The organism is Skermanella mucosa (assembly GCF_016765655.2).
GTDB lineage: Bacteria > Pseudomonadota > Alphaproteobacteria > Azospirillales > Azospirillaceae > Skermanella > Skermanella mucosa.
Genome location: NZ_CP086106.1, coordinates 961628 through 978232 on the forward strand (window position 1 = coordinate 961628; position 16605 = coordinate 978232).

Here is a 16605-nt window from a genome sequence, read left to right on the forward strand (position 1 = left end):
CAAGGGGAGGAAACGACGAATGATGACGTTCCATGACATCAACGGCTTCTGGTTCAGTCCGGCGACCCGGCCGAACTGGTTCGAGAGGAGCGACGCTTTCGACGCCGAGGTCCGGCGGCTCCTGCTGCCCGCCTACGAGCAGGCGGCGGCGAACCGGCTGGCCGACTGGCGGGATCACCCGCGGGGCTGCCTGGCCCTGGTCATCCTGCTCGACCAAGTGCCCCGCAACGTCTTCAGGGGCAGCCTTCGGGCATTCGCGACCGATGCCGCCGCCCGCGACCTGACGAAGCTGGCGGTCGAGCGCGGCTATGACGGCGGCTTCGACAAGGACGAGCGCACCTTCCTCTACCTGCCGCTGGAGCACAGCGAGGATCTGGCGGACCAGCGGCTCTCGGTCGAACTGTTCCGCGACCGGGTGGGCGACCCCGGCTATCTCGACTATGCCGAGCGGCACCTGCGGGTCATCGAGCGGTTCGGCCGCTTTCCCCACCGCAACCGGATCCTGGGTCGCGTCTCGACGGAGGAGGAAGAGGATTTCCTGAAGCAGCCGGGATCGTCGTTCTGATGGCCGCCCCGGCGATCGGCCCGATCTCGGGCATCGACCATACCCTGGTGGGCGTCCGCGACCTGGAGGCCGCGCGCGCGACGTGGCGGCACCTCGGCTTCACCGTGACCCCGCGCGGCCGCCATATCGGCTGGGGGACCGGCAACTACTGCATCATGTTCCCGGGCGACTATGTCGAGCTGCTCGGCATCGTCGATCCCGGCCAGTTCCTGAACCGCCTGGACACCCTGCTGGAGACGCAGGGCGAAGGATTCCTCGGGCTCGCCTTCGCGGCGGCGGACGCGGACGCCGTCCACCTGGCCCACCCCGACGTCACCGAACCGCCGAAGGACCTCGGCCGGTTGCTGGAATTGCCCGAGGGGACGGTCACGCCGCGCTTCTCGCTGGTCCATTTCAAGCCCGAGGCGATGCCCGGCCTGTCGGCCTTCTGCTGCACCCACCTGACGCCCGGCCTGCTGCGCCGTCCGGACTGGCTCGACCATCCCAACGGCGCCGTCGGCCTGGAGGGGGTCACGGTCCCGGCCGATGATCCCGCAGCACTGGCGCCCGCCTACGCGGCCCTGTTCGGCCCGGCGGCGCTTCATGCAGGCAGGGGCCGCCTCGACGTCCGCGCCGGGGGCCACGCCCTGCGCTTCGTCGCTCCGGACCGTCTTGCCCGCCGCTACCCCGGCCTGGAGCCCGCGCCGGTGATGACGGTGCTCTGCCGCGACCTGGCGGGGACCCGCGCCTACCTGGGCGGTCAGGGGATCGCGACGGCGGAAGCTCCGGGCGCCCGCATCGTCGTGCCGCCGCTCCAGGCCAACGGCGTCATCCTGGAGTTCGCCGTGTCTTGAGTCCTATATCGCCAGCCGGCGGACCAGCGCCGGGATGTCGGCGACCGGCGTCGGCGGCGCGAACAGGAAGCCCTGCATGCGGTCGCACCGGTAGGCCCTGAGGAAGATCAGCTGCTCGTGGGTCTCGACCCCCTCGGCGACCACCCGCATCTTCAGGGCATGCGCCATGTTGATGATGGCATTCACGATGGAGGCGGCGTCGGGGTCCTCCACCATGCTCTGGACGAAGCTCTTGTCGATCTTGATCGCCTCGATCGGGAAGCGCTTCAGATAGCTGAGCGAGGAATATCCGGTTCCGAAATCATCCAGCATGAAGCGGACGCCGGCCGCGTGGAGTTCGAGCAGCGCGTCGCGGATCCCCGGCGTGCTGCGGAACAGCGCCGTCTCCGTCAATTCCAGCTTCAGGTGCGATGCCGGCAGGCCGGAGTCCCTCAGGATCGCCAGCGCCTTCCGGCTCAGGTGCGGGTCGCTGACCTGACGGCCCGACAGGTTGACGGAGACCGGCACATCGACCACCCCGGCGCGCCGCCACTCCGCCATCTGGCGGCAGGCGTCGCGCAGCACCAGCTCGCCCAGCGGGATGATGAGGCCGGTTTCTTCCGCAGCCGGAATGAACTCGCCGGGGGAGATCAGGGCGCCGTCCTCGCCGCGCCAGCGGACCAGAGCCTCGAAGCCGGTCAGCTTCAGCGTCTCGACCTCGATCTTGGGCTGGTACAGCAGTTCGAACTGGTCGGCGTCGATCGCGCGGCGCAGCCGGCTCTCCAGGGAGAGCTGGCGGGCCGCATGGGTCTCCATGTCGGGCGAGTACAGCTCGTACCGCGAGGTGCCGAGGTCGCGGGCGCGCTGAAGGGCGGCCCCCGCCATCCGGACCAGCTCGTCCGGTCCGGTGGCGTCGGACGGGAACAGGCTGACCCCGATCATCGGCGGCAGCAGGAAATCCTGCCCGTCTGCCTCGATCGGCGTTCCGAAGGTGGCGATGATGCTCTTCACCGTCGCCAGCGCCTCGTCATGGTCCGCCAGGTCGGGCAGCAGCACGGCGAACAGGTCGTCGCCGATCCGGCCGACCAGGTCGCCCGGACCCAGCGCCCGGCGCAGCCGGTCGACCAGCCGCCGCATCAGGTGTTCCGCGGCGCTGCGGCTGTGCGCGAACCGGATCGGGTCGAGCCGGTCGAAGCTGATCGCCAGCAGGGCGGCGACCCGGCCGGCGGATTCCGACTGCTCCAGCGCCGAGGCGACCCGCTCGCTGAACAGCGACAGGTTGGGCAGCCCGGTGACCTGGTCGAACGAGGCCAGATAATGGATGCGCTCGCGGGCGCGGCGGGTTTCCGTCACGTCCTCGAACAGCCCGATGATGTATTTGGGCCGCCCCAGCGGATCGCGCACCAGCGATGCCGTGGTGCGCGCCCACAAGGCGGTGCCGTCGCGGCGCTGGAACCGGCGCTCGGTCTGGAAGGTCGCCCTGCGGCCGCTCAGCAGCTCCTGGAACCGGCCGGTGACGTGGGAGATCTCGTCCACATGGACGAAGTGCTTGAACGACTGGTCGATCAGCTCGTCCCGCCCGTAGCCCAGCATGGTCTCCAGGGTGCGGTTGACGTCGATGATCCTGCCGTCCACGGCCGCATAGCCGATGCCGACCCCGGCATGCTCGAAGATCGAGCGGAAGCGCTGTTCGCTGTCGCGCAGCGCCTGCTCGGCCACCACCCGCTCCGAGATGTCGATGCTCGACCCGAACAGGCGGGTGACCCGCGATCCCGCCACCCCGCCGGTGATCGGCACCAGCCGGGTTTCCCAGTGGCGGCGGCCGGTCGGCAGGTGGAGCACTTCCTGGAAGGTGGTCGGCAGCCGGCGCTTGACGCAGGTCCGGTAGTGGGCGAGCACGCTGGCGGCATCATCCGGCGGCAGGACCTCCTCCGGGCTGCGGCCGACCACGTCGGCGGCGATCAGGCCGGTCTGTTCCTCGTGACGGCGGTTCAGCATCGCGTAGCGGAAGCTGCCGTCCGGCAGGACGTCCACGATGAAGACGGCGGCCAGCAGATGGTCGATGACCAGGCTGATCTGGCCGTCGCTCGGTCCGGTATCCTCGGTGACCAGGATGTGCGAAGCCGGGGCGCCTCCGGTCACAGCGATCGGCTGGATGATCAGCGCGACCGGGCCGGCCGTCAGGTTCAGGATGACGGTCGCGACCTCGTTCGCGGCCAGTACCTCGGCCAGACGGGCGATATCCTCCGGGCGGGCCGACCGTGCGGCCAGCTCGCCCAGCGGCCGCCCGACGATCTCGTCGGTGGTGGCGCCCAGCAGGTGCGTGAAGCGGCCGTTCACCGCGACGACCTCGGGTTCGCCCGAGGGGGCCGCCGGTCGCTTCAGGATCGCGTGACCGGTTCCTTCGGACGCCGGTTTGCGCGGATGCGCGATCAGCGCCTCCAGACCAGCGGCCATCACATCAAACATGCCTGTACTTGAACCCATTGATCCGGCCCATCGATCCGGCTCGTGCCGTACTAACTCCTATCAGAAGTAACACAGGAAGTCGGATCATCGCCCCATTTTTAATAAAAAATCTTTTCTCCTATCGTTTGGGGTAACGCGGCAGCAACTTCTCAGGTCTACACGTTGAAGCGGAAATGGAATATGTCGCCATCCTGAACGATGTACTCTTTGCCCTCCTGCCGCATCTTTCCCGCTTCTTTCGCAGCCTGCTCGCCGCCCAGCGTGACAAAGCTGTTATAATCGATCGTCTCCGCCCGGATGAAGCCCCGTTCGAAGTCACTATGGATCGCGCCGGCGGCTTCGGGAGCCTTCGCGTTGCGCCGCACCGTCCAGGCACGCGCCTCCTTGGGGCCCACGGTGAAGAAGGTGATGAGGTCGAGCAGGGCGTAACCGGCGCGTATCACCCGGTTCAGGCCCGGCTCTTCCAGCCCCAGGGTCTCCAGGAATTCCGTCTTCTCCGCCGCGTCGGCGAGCTGGGCCACCTCGGATTCGATCGCCGCGGAGACGACGACGCTGGCCGCGCCCTGGGCCTTCGCCATTTCGGCGACCTTGGCCGACAGGGCGTTGCCGGTGGCGGCCGAGGCTTCCTCGACGTTGCAGACATAGACGACCGGCTTGCCGGTCAGCAGCAGCAGGGACTTGAACAGCGGCTCCTCGTCCGCGGATATCTCGAGCGTCCGGGCGGGCTTGCCGGCCTGGAGGACCGCCAGCGCGCGCTCCATCATGTCGGCGGTCGCCTTGGCTTCCTTGTCGCCGCCCTTGGCCTTCTTCTGGGTGGCGGTCAGCCGGCGCTCCAGCCCGTCCATGTCGGCCAGCATCAGCTCCGTCTCGACGGTCTCGGCGTCGCGAATCGGGTCAATCCCGCCTTCCACATGGGTGATGTCGTCATCCTCGAAGCAGCGCAGCACATGGACGATGGCATCGACCTCGCGGATGTTGCCCAGGAACTGGTTGCCCAGCCCTTCGCCCTTGCTAGCACCCCGGATCAGCCCGGCGATGTCGACGAATTCCAGCTGGGTCGGGATGATCTTCGCCGACTTCGCGATCGCCGCGATCTTGTCCAGCCTCGGGTCCGGCACGCCGACGCGGCCGACGTTCGGCTCCTTGGTGCAGAAGGGGAAGTTGGCCGCTTCGGCCGCCTGGGTGGCGGTCAGCGCGTTGAACAGAGTGGACTTGCCCACATTCGGCAGGCCGACGATGCCGCAGTTGAAACCCATGGGGATGCCGTCGCTTTCAAGAGATTTTCCGGGGGCCGGCGTCCGGCCCGTCTGGCAGCTTATATGCGGCACCGGGACCTAAAACGAAAGTCCCGTACGGCTCCGCGCGGATCATGCTATGATAGCCCTATCGAAAAGGGGAGATCCGCCGACCATGTCCGATCCGCGTCAGGAACTGCTGCGCCAGATGGCCGCCCTGCGGAGCAGCCTTGACCCCAAGGTGATCGAACGCCTCGACCTCGCCAGCGAAGGCAAGGTGCCCTACGACCGGGATACCGCCCAGAGTGCGGTCCGGCAGTTCCTGGCGACCCGGCGCGACGGCGGCAGGTTCCAGCGCAAGCTTGTGGATGCCTTGAAGAAGGGCGGCGGAAAGGACTGACGGGGCAGGGACCGAGGGGGTTCAGGCGGCCAGCGCCACTCGGCTGGCGAACTTCTCGGGCTGGCCCGCGACCATCAGGGGAAACTCCCGCGCGACCGTGTCGAGCAACGGCTCCAGCCAGGCCTGCTCGGTCTTGCTGAAATCATGCAGGACATAGCCGTGGACCTGGTCCTTGTGGCCGGGATGCCCGATGCCGAGCCGGATGCGCCAGTAGTCCTTGCCGATATGGTCGTCGATCGAGCGCAGGCCGTTGTGGCCGCCATGGCCGCCTCCCTGCTTCACCCTGACCTTGCCGGCGACCAGGTCGAGGTCGTCGTGGATCACGATCACCTGGGGCGGGGTGAGCTTGAAGAAGCGCATCGCCTCGCCGACGGACTGGCCGGAAAGGTTCATGAAGGTATGCGGCTTCAGCGCCAGCACCTTCTCCGCATCGACCGAGCCGTCGCAGCTCTGCCCCTGGAAGCGCCTGCGCCAGGGGCCAAAGCCATGGCGGCGGACGATCTCGTCCACCGCCATGAAGCCGATATTGTGCCGGTTGCGGGCATATTCCGATCCTGGATTGCCCAGACCCACCAGCAGCAGCATTGGCTTACTCCTGCTCCTCCGGCTCCTCGCCGGCGGCTTCCGACTTCACCGCCGACGGGGCGGCGATGGTCGCGACCGTGAAGTCGCGGTCGGTGATGGTCGGCTTGACGCCGGCCGGCAGCGTGACCGAGCTGATGTGGATCGAGTCGCCCAGGTCGAAACCGGTCAGGTCCACGGTGATGTGCTCCGGGATCTCCTCGGCGCCGCACTCGACCTCGATCGCGTGGCGGACGATGTTCAGCATGCCGCCGCGCTTCAGGCCCGGCGACTTCTCCTGGTTGACGAACTCGACCGGGACTTCGACGGTGATCCTGGCTTCCCCGCTGACGCGCAGGAAGTCGACATGGATCGGCGTGTCGGTGACCGGGTCGAACTGCACGTCGCGCGGCAGCACGTGATAGGACGCGTCGCCGACCTTGACGTCGAACAGGTGCGTGAAGAAGCCCGGGGTGCGCAGGATGCGGTCGAACTTCAACCGGTCCAGCGAGATCATCACCGGCTTTTCCTTGTTGCCGTAGATCACGGCGGGGATCCGGCCTGCGCGGCGCGTCTGACGGGCAACCCCCTTGCCGGCCCGGTCGCGCGCCTCGGCGGCGAGAACTGTAGCTTCGGACATACTCTACTACTCCAATGACAAGGCGGCCGCTCCGGGCCGCCTTTGGGTGAACGCCAGCCTCCAGGGGTGCTGGCGTACCGCGGCCGCCTTGCTCGGCGCCGACCGCAGGTCCCTGTGCGGGGAGCCGTACCCGGCTTCCCGCGAATTCCTGAATGATCCGATCAGTTGAACAGGCTGGAAACCGACCGTTCCTCGCTGATCCGGGTGATCGCCTCCGCGATGAGCGGGGCTATGGTGAGCTGGCGCACGTTGCGCGACACGCGCACTGCCTCGGTCGCCTGGATGCTGTCGGTGGTCACCAGCATCTCCAGCGGCGACGACGACACGCGGGCGACGGCGCCGCCGGACAGCACGCCGTGGGTGACATAGGCGCTGACCGACTTCGCGCCTTCCTTCATCAGGGCGGCGGCGGCGTTGCACAGGGTGCCGCCGCTGTCCACGATGTCGTCCACCAGGATGCAGCGCCGGCCCTCGACCTCGCCGATGATGTTCATGACCTCGGACACGCCGGCCCGCTCGCGGCGCTTGTCGATGATCGCCAGGTCGGCGTCGAGCCGCTTGGCGATGGCGCGGGCGCGCACCACGCCGCCGACATCCGGCGACACGATGACAAGCTGCTCGCCGTGCTTGGTGGTCTCCTGGATGTGGCGGACGAAGACCGGCGCGCCCTCCAAGTTGTCCAGCGGGATGTCGAAGAAGCCCTGGATCTGGCCGGCGTGCAGGTCCAGCGTCAGCACGCGGTTGGCACCGGCCATGGTGATCAGGTTGGCGACCAGCTTGGCCGAGATCGGGGTCCGCGGACCCGTCTTGCGGTCCTGCCGGGCATAGCCGTAATAGGGCAGCACGGCCGTGATGCGGCGCGCGGAACCGCGGCGCAGCGCATCGATCGTGACCAGCAGCTCCATCAGGTTGTCGTTGGCCGGGTACGAAGTCGACTGGATGACGAACACGTCCTCGCCGCGGACGTTCTCCAGGATCTCGACGAACACTTCCATGTCCGAGAAACGACGAATGCTGGCCTTGGTCAACGGCACGTTGAGTGCGGCCGAGATCGCTTCGGCCAGCGGCCGGTTGCTGTTGCCGGCTATGACTTTCATACTTCGCAGCTCTCTTCTGGAAATAGTGCCGTTGACGCCGTCCCGACTATCGGGAACCGGTGCAACACGAAATCGGCCGGGACCATATCAGCCCGCCCCCGTCATGTAAATGTTCGATGACGGCCATCGCGGTCCCCATGCACCCTGCACATGGGGTCAACGCAAGGAGGCCTCGCCCTGTTCCTTGCCGGGCGGAAAAGGAAGCGGAAAGCCACGTCAGATGACGCAGCTCACCATCAGTCCCAGCACGCAAAAAGCGATCAGCATGATCACATAGGGCATCTGGGCGGGTCCTCAGGACTGCCGGACGATGACCGAAATGCCGCGGCCGTAGTCCGCCTCGCCGCGCAGGGTCGCCCGGCGATAGCTGAAGAAGCGGTCCTCCTCCGCGACCGTGTCGTTCGGGCAGCGCTGGAGCGCCGCGACGCCGCTGAGGCCGAGCCGCCGCCCGACATAGCCGCCTACGTCGAACATGAAGTGCCCGGCCCGCCGCGCCGGCGCGAAGAAATCGGCGTTGGCCGCGTCCTCGGCGAGGAACGGGGCCGGGAACTCCGGCCCCACCTCGTAGGACCGCTGGGCGATACAGGGGCCGATCGCCGCCACGATCCGCTCCGGGCGGGCGCCCAGTGCCTCCATGGCGCCGACCGTCGCCTCGATCACGCCGGCCTTGGCGCCCTTCCACCCGGCATGCGCGGCCCCGATCACCCCGGCCTCGGAGTCGGCGAACAGGACCGGGACACAGTCGGCGGTCAGGATGCCGAGCGCCACGCCCGGCATGGCGGTGACCATGGCGTCGGCGCGGGGCGGCGTCTCGCCGGGCCGCCAGGGCCGCTCCACCGTCACCACGTCGGGGCTGTGGACCTGGTAGAGCGTGACCAGCCGGTCCGGTTCCAGGTCGAACGCCGCGGCGCAGCGGCGCCGGTTCTCCGCGACGTGGCGGGGGTCGTCGTTGGATCCCAGCCCGCAGTTCAGGGAAGCGTAGATGCCCGTGCTCACGCCTCCCCGCTTGGTGAAGAAGCCGTGCCGGATGTCCGGAATGTCGTTCAGCGCGCCGAGTGTGATCACTTCAGGGTCCAGTGTTCCGTTTCGGGTCCTTGCCGCTCGGCCCGTCACAATCCCGCGGCACCCTCCTGCCGGGGATCGGTGAGGGCCAGGACCTTGAACAGTGTGCCCATCTCGGTCCCGTCGATCAAGCGATGCACGGCCGAATCGATGTCCGTCGCCTGCGCCGGCGTCGCCCGCCGGCGCAGCTGGCCGGCCCGTTCCCGGATGCCCAGCGCCGTCAGGAACGCGCCCTGCGTCGTCGGCCCCCAGGCACTGGCACCGCCCGACCGCGCCGCTTCGATCAGCATCCCGAAATCCACGTGGGCGGTCAGGTCGGCTGTTCCGGGCGACTCCAGCACCGGTACGAAGGCGTGGCGCCGAACCGCCTGCAACGTCTCGCCAGCCGCGGAAACGGGATGGCCGTAATCGCAGATCAAGGCGGCTCCGCCCGACGTCGCCAGCCGGGCGCCCAACTCGTGCGCGACCGCCAGCGCGGCGGGGCACGCCTCGAACACGCTGCCCGGCGGCAACTCCCGGATGTCGGCCGGGATCAGCGCCTCGACGGGACCCGGCCGGCGGTCGAGCACGAAGCGGAAACCGCCGCCCGCCTCGTCGACATCGACCATCCGCTCGGTCCAGCCGTGTGCGGTCTTGACGAATTGCCGGATCGGCAGGGCGTCGAAGAACTCGTTGGCGATCACCAGGAGCGGGCCGTCGGGCACCCCGGCCAGCGCGTCGTGCCAGCGGGGAGGGCAATCCTCCAAGACCGGCGCCAGCAGTTCGCGCTGCCGTTCGCGCAGGACCGGGCTGGTCTCGACCAGATGGACCCGGGCGGCGTCGCGGAACTTGGGCACCATCGCGGCGGCGCGCAGGGCGTCGCGCATCAGGGTGCCGCGCCCCGGTCCAAGCTCCACCAGGTTGACCCGGTCGGGCGCTCCCATCGCGGACCAGGTATGGGCGCACCACAGTCCGATCAGTTCCCCGAACATCTGGCTGATCTCGGGCGCCGTCACGAAGTCGCCCGCGGCGCCGAACCGGTCGGCGGTGATGTAGTAGCCATACCGGGGGTGCCCCAGGACGTCGCCCATGAAGGTCGCCACGGAAATCGGCCCCTCGACGGCGATGCGCCGCTTCAGGTGCCCGACCAGGCCGCCGTCATCCATCCCGCGCATCCGCCCGGCCGGCCGGGCGCCGCCCTTCCGCCCGGCCCCGGCGCCGGGCATGGACCACCAGCGCCAGCCCGAACAGCACCATGGGGACGGACAGGATCTGGCCCATCGTCGCGTGGCCGCCCAGCAGGAAGCCCAGTTGCGGGTCGGGTTCCCGGAAATATTCGGCGAAGATCCGCGACAGGCCGTACCCGATGAAGAAGATCCCGGCCAGCAGCCCGGGCTTTGCCCTGACCGAGGGGCGCCGGGCCAGCACGGCCAGCACCGCGAACAGCACAAGCCCCTCCAGCGCCGCCTCGTACAGCTGGCTGGGATGGCGGGGCAGGCCGCCCGCCCGTTCCCCCGGGAAGATCACCGCCCACGGCACGTCGGCCACGCGGCCCCACAGCTCGGCGTTCACGAAGTTCGCGATGCGCCCGAAGAACAGGCCGATCGGGGCGGCGCAGGCGATGAGGTCGCCGAGTGCCAGCGGTGAGAACCCGCGCCGGCGCGAGAACAGCAGGATCGCCGCCATCACCCCGAGGAGCCCGCCGTGGAAGGACATGCCGCCGTGCCAGACCGCGAGCGCCTCCAGCGGATTGCTCAGGTAATAGCCGGTATTGTAGAAGAGCACGTAGCCGATCCGGCCGCCCAGGATCACGCCGACCACCGCCCAGGTCAGGAAATCGTCGAAGTCTACCGCGGTCGGCGGCCGCTCGTCCTTGCGCGCCAGGTGTATGCAGTACCGCCAGCCGGCGACGAAGCCGATCAGATAGGCCAGGGCGTACCAGCGGATCGCAAGGGGACCGATCTGGATCGCGACCGGGTCGATGGCGGGGAACAGGATGGCAAGCATGGCGCGGTTCGACTTCGGTGCGGCGGCGGCCCCGGGAAATACCGCCCGCGGGACTGGCCAGGGGACGGGGTAACCCGCCGGGGCTGGCGCCCTTATAGGCTTCCTTGCCGCGCCGCCGCAAGGCACCCCTGCCGCACCGGCCGCGCCCCCCGGACGATGCGGCGTTGATTCGGCCCCGGCCCATGCCCATAATAGTGTCTCTTTGGAGGATACGGATCCATGCAGGTCGATAACAAGCTTCTCGACGATCTGGCCCGGGTGGCGGGCGGCGCTGTCGGCGCGCTGACCGGCTTGCGCGGGGAGGTCGAGGCGCAGGTGCGCCAGCAGTTCGAACGCATCCTCAGCCGGATGGACCTGGTCAGCCGGGAGGAGTTCGAGGCCGCCCGCGAAATGGCGGTGAAGGCCCGCTCCGAGCAGGAGGAACTGTCGGACCGGGTGACCGCGCTGGAGGCGCTCGTCGCGACCCTTCTGGCCGAACGCGAGCTGGTCCACGAGACGGCCGGCCCGAAACGCCCGGCCGGCGGCCACGCCGCCAAGCCCGCCGGGGACCAGGCGGGGGGCGCCGCGTCAGGTTCCGCGCCCGGCGGCGCCTGATCGTCCCGTCCCGGCCGTCGATACGTCCGCGATCCGTCCGGTCGCGGGCGGGCCGGGATGCGTCCGAATTTATGGAATTCTGTTGCGAGCGCGGGGCCGTTCTGTCACGGTCCTCGGGGTAGTAGCCCCATGACCATCCGGATACGACATCTCGGGGCATAGCACATCAGACGGTACATGCCGGCTGGGCCCTCGGGATCGGGCCGTTTCCGGTGGCGACCGGGGCGAACGCCGTTCACCGCGCGATTAGGGAGTCGCAGGCATGTCGGCAGTAGCCGTCGAAGAAACGCCCACGTCAACGCTCAATCCCCTGGACATCGTCGAAGAGATCGTCGTGGCCAACGAGTGGCCGTTCGACCGGTCCAACGAGGATGAGCTGATCGTCGAGATCGCCGCGCGCTGGTGCGATTACCGCCTCTATTTCGTCTGGCAGGGCGAGGTGAGCGCGATGCAGTTCTCCTGCCAGTTCGACATGAAGGCGACCAAGGCCCGCCGGCACGAGCTCAACGAGCTTCTGTCCGAGGTCAATGCCAAGATGTGGCTGGGCCATTTCGACGTCTGTCCGGACGAGCACACCCCCATGTTCCGCCACACGACGCTGCTGCGGGGAGCGCCCCGGGCGAGCATCGAGCAGATGGAAGACCTGGTCGAGATCGCTCTGATGGAGTGCGAGCGCTTCTATCCCGCCTTCCAGTTCGTCATCTCCGGCGGCAAGTCGGCGTCGGAGGCCGTGACCGCGGCCATCCTGGACACCGTGGGGGAGGCCTGAGCGATGGGGTGCTCGCTGCTTCTGGTCGGATGCGGCAAGATGGGTGGCGCCATGCTGGACGGCTGGTTCGCCGCGCGGACGGTCGACGACGTGGTCGTGGTCGAGCCGCAGGGCGCCTTCGGGGCTGATTCCGCGCCTGGCGAGCACCGGATCGTGCGCTGCGCCGGCCCGTCGCGGATCCCGCCGGGCTTCGATCCCGACGTGGTCGTGTTCGCCGTCAAGCCGCAGGTGATGGACGAGGTTGTTCCCGGCTACGCGGACTTCGCCCGTCCGGGCACGGTGTTCCTGTCGATCGCCGCGGGCAAGACCATCGGCTATTTCGCGGAGCGCCTGGGCGCGCAGGCGGCCATCGTCCGCGCCATGCCGAACACCCCGGCCGCGGTCGGCCGCGGCATGACCGTCGCCGTCCCGAACGCCGCGGTGAGGGATGACCAGCGCCGCCTGTGCGATACGCTGCTGGGCGCGGTCGGGCAGGTCGCCTGGGTCGAGGACGAGGGTCTGCTGGATGCCGTCACCGCGGTATCGGGCGGCGGTCCCGCCTATGTCTTCCTGCTGATCGAGACGCTGGCGAAAGCCGGCACGGCGGCCGGGCTGCCGGAGGATCTGGCGATGCGGATCGCCCGGGCGACGGTCGCGGGCAGCGGCGAACTGGCGATGCGGTCGGCCGAGCCGGCCTCCGTGCTGCGCCGGAACGTCACCAGCCCCAACGGGACCACCCAGGCGGCGCTGGAAGTGCTGATGGCGGAGGACGGGATCCAGCCCCTGTTCGACCGTGCCGTCGCCGCCGCCACCGCCCGGTCGCGCCAGCTCGCGGGCTAGTGGTCTCGCACGGTGTTTTCCCTCGGTCGCCGGCCGGCAGGTCGAGCGACTGATTCCGGGCCGTCTTGCATCCGACAGCGGCGATCGTTAGCATCGGTCATGATCAAGTCGTTCGGAAATCAGGCGGCGGAGGCCACGTGGCAGCGGCGTTTCATCAAGGCGCTGCCGAACGATATCGTAAAGGCCGCCCACCGCAAGTTGACGCAGATCCACAACGCCAGGAGCCTGAACGACCTGAGAGCGCCGCCCGGCAACCGATTGGAGGCTCTTTCCGCCGATCGGCTGGGCCAGCACAGCATTCGGATCAACGATCAGTGGCGGGTCTGCTTCGAATGGCGGGACGGCGATGCCTATGATGTCGAGATCGTCGATTACCATTGACCGTGAGGCTGATCATGGCGGATTTCCCACCAACGCATCCCGGAGACGTGCTCGGGGAAGACTTCCTGAAGCCGTTGGGCATGAGCGGTTCCGTGCTGGCTCGATCCATCGACGTTCCCGAAACGCTGGTCGGCGATCTGCTCGACGGCCGACGCGGCGTGACGCCCGACATGGCCCTGCGGCTTGCCCGGTATTTCGGCACCTCCGCCGAGTTCTGGCTCGGTATGCAGACGACCTATGATCTGGAAACGGCCCGCGATGCGGTTGGGGCCGAGATCGAGGCGCGGGTCCGGCCCAGGGCTGCCTGATCCCGCTCTACCTGCCCTAGATGCCGAGGTGCGGAGCCGCCGGCGCGCTCCGAATCGGACGGCCGGTCAGCCGCCCGGCATGCCGTGGGCGGCCGCGAGCGGCTGAAGCATCTCGCGCAGGCGCAGCAGGGCGCGTTTCTCGAGCTGCCGCACCCGGTCCTTGGAGATGCCGAGTTCCCGCCCGATCGCCTCGAAGGTCGGCGCCGCCTCGCTCATGTGGCGGTGGCGGATGATCGCGGCCTCGCGCGCCGGCAGCATGGCCAGCGCCCGGTCGATCAGGTTGGTCCAGGTCCGGCCCATGCTGCGCTGCTCGACGATCTCCTCCGGGCTCGGCTGGTCGGCGGGCAGCCGGTCCAGCAGGCTTTCCGCCTCCTCGCCGTCGCCGGCCGGCAGGTCGAGCGACTGGTCGAACCTCGCGATCCTGTGGGCGAGGCCCGAGACTTCGGCGCGGGGCATGTCGAACCGGGTCGCCAGCACGGCCAGCGCCTCGTCGTCGAGCCCGTCGGACGAGGTCTTCCGTTCCGCGGCGACCTTCTTGAGGGCGAAGAACAAGGCCTTGTGCGCGGCGGTCTTGCCGACCCGCACCAGCGACCAGGATCGGACCACGTAATCCTGGATCGAGGCCCGGATCCACCACATGGCGTAGGTGCCGAGGCGCGACCCGCCGTCGGGGTTGAACTTGCGGACGGCCTGGATCAGGCCGAGCGTGCCCTCCTGGATCAGGTCGTTCACCGGCAGGCCGAACCGCCCGTAGCTGCGGGCGATCCGGACCACGACGCGCAGGTGGCTCGCGACCAGCCGCTCGGCCGCGACCTGGTCGCCGGCCGCCGAGCGCAAGGCCAGGTCGCGCTCCTCATCCGGGGTCAGATAGGGAAGCCGGTGAGCCAGTGTCATGAGGCAGCCGGAGGCCCAGCCGAACGAAGCAGTCATGGTTTTCATGCCCGAAGCAGGTTTCGCGCCCGACGGGGGAGGCGCGGCAGCATCGCATGCCCTTGCACACAGTCAACTCCTCATCGCGCCGATCGTCACCGCCGGACAGGGCAATTCGGCCAGGGGGCTTTGGCATCCGCGCCGCCGGCCCAATCTTAAGGGCATGGCAAACGAACTGCACGGGAATCACTGAAACCATGGCCAAGAAGGCTGATCTGTCGCGTCAAATCATCGATGCCGCCATGAAGCGGGCCGCGGACAAGGGGTGGCGGGCCACGACCATGGCCGACATCGCCGCCGAGGCGAAGCTGTCGCTGGCCGACATATACCGGGTCTTTCCGGGCAAACCCGACATCCTGCGCGGGTTCTCCCGCCAGATCGACGAGGCGGTGCTGTCCGGGGATGGGGAGGCCGACGAGGGGGAGTCCCCGCGCGACCGGCTGTTCGACGTCATGATGCGCCGCTTTGACGCACTGACCCCCTACCGGGCCGCGGTGGAGAGCATTTCCCGCGACCTGCGCTCCGATCCGGTCGCCGCGGCGTGGCACGCCTGTTCCCTGCGGCGGTCGCTCGCCTGGATGCTGGAAGCCGCCGGGATTTCGGCGGACGGTTTCGCCGGCGCGTTACGGGTCAAGGGGTTGGGGGCGGTTTACCTGGCGGTCATGAGGGTCTGGCTGACTGACGACAGCGCCGATCTGTCGCGCACCATGGCGGCTCTCGACGCTAGGCTGCGCCAGGCGGAGCAGTTCTCCCGCACCCTGCGCTCCCGCCCGGGCCGCAGCGGCGGCTCCCGGCCGGATGACATTCCGGACCAACCAAGCGTAACGGCCTGAGGGACGTCGTTGTTGCGCTGCACAAAAGAAGTTGACGCAGAATTGCGCAATCTGCATGATGCGGCATCACACCTGTTGCGGCGCAGCAACGACGAATGCTCTCAAGGGGATGGCACATGGCAAAGACTAACCCGTTCTTCGACGTCGACGTTTCCAAGTTCACCGACGTTTCGAAGCTGATGTCCGAATTCAAGCTTCCGGGCGTCGACGTCGAGTCCGCGCTCGCCGCGCAGCAGAAGAACATCCAGGCCCTGACCGCCGCCAACCAGCTCGCCTTCGAGGGCTTCCAGGCCGTTGCCCGCCGCCAGTCCGAGATCCTGCGCCAGACCATCGAGCAGACCACCTCCATCGTGTCCGAGCTGCTCGCCGCCGGCTCGCCGGAGGAGAAGGTCGCCAAGCAGGCCGACCTCGTGAAGGCCGCTTTCGAGAAGGCTCTGGCCAACACCCGCGAGCTGGCCGAACTTGTCACCAAGTCCAACACCGAGGCCGCCGACGTGATCAACAAGCGCGTCAGCGAGAGCCTGGAAGAGCTGAAGTCGGTCGTCGCAAAGGCCAAGGCCGCGAAGTAAGGCCCATCGAGGCAGGATCCGGTTTCCTCCGGATCGGGGCCGCCGCCGGGCAACCGGCGGCGGCCTTGTTTTTCAGGTGTCCTGCCGGTAGCCTGCGCGCCCTGAAAAAGAAGGGGGACTGCGGATGACGGGCAAGACCGAAATGACGGCCACCATGAACATCGGCTTCGAGGATTTCCTCAAGGTCGACATCCGCGTCGGGACGATCACCGCCGTGGAGCCCTATCCCGAGGCGCGCCGGCCGGCCTACAAGCTCCAGGTGGATTTCGGTCCGGAGATCGGGGTCCGCCGCACCTCCGCCCAGATCACCCGCCACTACACGCCCGAGACGCTGGTCGGCCGCCAGGTCGCCGGCGTCGTCAATTTCCCGCCCAAGCAGATCGGCAAGTTCATGTCCGAGGTGCTGGTCCTGGGCTTTCCCGACGAGAACGGCGACGTCGTGCTGGTCACGCCGGAGCGCAAGGTTCCGGACGGCGGGCGGCTGTACTGACACCGCTTTCCCGGCCCCGGCGGACAGACACCGTATAAATAAATCCCCGCTCGTTCATCCGATGTAAAGCGGGGATGACTTACTG

At 68.4% G+C, this 16605-nt stretch carries 20 protein-coding genes; 11 read left to right on the plus strand and 9 right to left on the minus strand.

Features of this window, described 5'->3' with window-relative positions:
- Positions 1-19: 19 nt before the first annotated feature.
- Both JL100_RS04400 and JL100_RS04405 read left to right on the plus strand, forming a co-directional pair.
- Complete coding sequence (locus tag JL100_RS04400) at positions 20-565, plus strand: DUF924 family protein (protein ID WP_323378410.1); 546 nt, start codon at positions 20-22, stop codon at positions 563-565.
- The gene (locus JL100_RS04405) at positions 565-1398 is read left to right on the plus strand and encodes a VOC family protein (protein ID WP_202681680.1); all 834 of its coding nucleotides are present in this window, start codon (positions 565-567) and stop codon (positions 1396-1398) included. Before JL100_RS04400 ends, JL100_RS04405 begins: the two co-directional genes overlap by 1 nt.
- A gap of 3 nt (positions 1399-1401) precedes the next feature.
- On the opposite strand, the gene JL100_RS04410 is transcribed toward JL100_RS04405, so the two are convergent.
- Positions 1402-3846, minus strand: coding sequence for an EAL domain-containing protein (locus JL100_RS04410; protein ID WP_228421069.1), 2445 nt, complete (start codon positions 3844-3846; stop codon positions 1402-1404).
- A 155-nt stretch (positions 3847-4001) separates the two neighbouring features.
- Entirely contained in the window at positions 4002-5102 is a 1101-nt protein-coding gene (ychF, locus tag JL100_RS04415; protein WP_202681678.1) for a redox-regulated ATPase YchF, read from the minus strand.
- Between the two features lie 154 nt (positions 5103-5256).
- Between ychF and JL100_RS04420 the strand changes: the two genes are divergently transcribed.
- The gene (locus JL100_RS04420) at positions 5257-5481 is read left to right on the plus strand and encodes a hypothetical protein (protein WP_202681677.1); all 225 of its coding nucleotides are present in this window, start codon (positions 5257-5259) and stop codon (positions 5479-5481) included.
- 21 nt (positions 5482-5502) lie between these two features.
- Here the strand turns inward: JL100_RS04420 and pth are convergent, their stop codons facing one another.
- The 6 genes from pth to lgt form a co-directional block, all read right to left on the minus strand.
- On the minus strand, positions 5503-6066 hold the full coding sequence (gene pth, locus JL100_RS04425) for an aminoacyl-tRNA hydrolase (RefSeq protein ID WP_202681676.1): 564 nt from the start codon (positions 6064-6066) through the stop codon (positions 5503-5505).
- 4 nt (positions 6067-6070) lie between these two features.
- Positions 6071-6682 (minus strand): 50S ribosomal protein L25/general stress protein Ctc, encoded by a 612-nt coding sequence (locus JL100_RS04430; protein WP_202681675.1) that lies wholly within the window; start codon positions 6680-6682, stop codon positions 6071-6073.
- Positions 6683-6843: 161 nt separating this feature from the next.
- A complete protein-coding gene (locus tag JL100_RS04435) occupies positions 6844-7779 on the minus strand; it encodes a ribose-phosphate pyrophosphokinase (RefSeq protein ID WP_158044023.1) in 936 nt (311 codons plus the stop codon).
- A gap of 294 nt (positions 7780-8073) precedes the next feature.
- Positions 8074-8844: a peptidoglycan editing factor PgeF gene (pgeF, locus tag JL100_RS04440; protein ID WP_202681674.1), complete on the minus strand. Its 771-nt coding sequence runs from the start codon at positions 8842-8844 to the stop codon at positions 8074-8076.
- A gap of 44 nt (positions 8845-8888) precedes the next feature.
- The gene (locus JL100_RS04445; RefSeq protein ID WP_202681673.1) at positions 8889-9986 is read right to left on the minus strand and encodes a class I SAM-dependent methyltransferase; all 1098 of its coding nucleotides are present in this window, start codon (positions 9984-9986) and stop codon (positions 8889-8891) included.
- A complete protein-coding gene (gene lgt, locus JL100_RS04450; RefSeq protein ID WP_202681672.1) occupies positions 9979-10827 on the minus strand; it encodes a prolipoprotein diacylglyceryl transferase in 849 nt (282 codons plus the stop codon). Before lgt ends, JL100_RS04445 begins: the two co-directional genes overlap by 8 nt.
- 219 nt (positions 10828-11046) lie before the next feature.
- On the opposite strand from lgt, the gene JL100_RS04455 reads away from it, so the two are divergent.
- The 5 genes from JL100_RS04455 to JL100_RS04475 all read left to right on the plus strand — a co-directional run bounded on the left by JL100_RS04455 (position 11047) and on the right by JL100_RS04475 (position 13698).
- Positions 11047-11421: an accessory factor UbiK family protein gene (locus JL100_RS04455; protein ID WP_202681671.1), complete on the plus strand. Its 375-nt coding sequence runs from the start codon at positions 11047-11049 to the stop codon at positions 11419-11421.
- A gap of 262 nt (positions 11422-11683) precedes the next feature.
- Complete coding sequence (locus JL100_RS04460) at positions 11684-12190, plus strand: type III secretion system chaperone family protein (protein WP_202681670.1); 507 nt, start codon at positions 11684-11686, stop codon at positions 12188-12190.
- A 3-nt stretch (positions 12191-12193) separates the two neighbouring features.
- Entirely contained in the window at positions 12194-13009 is an 816-nt protein-coding gene (proC, locus tag JL100_RS04465; protein WP_202681669.1) for a pyrroline-5-carboxylate reductase, read from the plus strand.
- 99 nt (positions 13010-13108) lie between these two features.
- A complete protein-coding gene (locus JL100_RS04470) occupies positions 13109-13390 on the plus strand; it encodes a type II toxin-antitoxin system RelE/ParE family toxin (RefSeq protein ID WP_202681668.1) in 282 nt (93 codons plus the stop codon).
- Positions 13391-13404: 14 nt separating this feature from the next.
- Complete coding sequence (locus tag JL100_RS04475; protein ID WP_202681667.1) at positions 13405-13698, plus strand: HigA family addiction module antitoxin; 294 nt, start codon at positions 13405-13407, stop codon at positions 13696-13698.
- A 66-nt stretch (positions 13699-13764) separates the two neighbouring features.
- Here the strand turns inward: JL100_RS04475 and JL100_RS04480 are convergent, their stop codons facing one another.
- Positions 13765-14628 (minus strand): sigma-70 family RNA polymerase sigma factor, encoded by an 864-nt coding sequence (locus JL100_RS04480; protein ID WP_202681666.1) that lies wholly within the window; start codon positions 14626-14628, stop codon positions 13765-13767.
- A gap of 197 nt (positions 14629-14825) precedes the next feature.
- On the opposite strand from JL100_RS04480, the gene JL100_RS04485 reads away from it, so the two are divergent.
- From JL100_RS04485 to JL100_RS04495, 3 genes are all read left to right on the plus strand, one after another.
- The gene (locus tag JL100_RS04485) at positions 14826-15461 is read left to right on the plus strand and encodes a TetR/AcrR family transcriptional regulator (protein ID WP_202681664.1); all 636 of its coding nucleotides are present in this window, start codon (positions 14826-14828) and stop codon (positions 15459-15461) included.
- A gap of 116 nt (positions 15462-15577) precedes the next feature.
- Complete coding sequence (locus JL100_RS04490) at positions 15578-16030, plus strand: phasin family protein (protein ID WP_202681663.1); 453 nt, start codon at positions 15578-15580, stop codon at positions 16028-16030.
- A 154-nt stretch (positions 16031-16184) separates the two neighbouring features.
- A complete protein-coding gene (locus JL100_RS04495; RefSeq protein WP_202681818.1) occupies positions 16185-16520 on the plus strand; it encodes a tRNA-binding protein in 336 nt (111 codons plus the stop codon).
- The last annotated feature ends 85 nt before the right edge of the window (positions 16521-16605 follow it).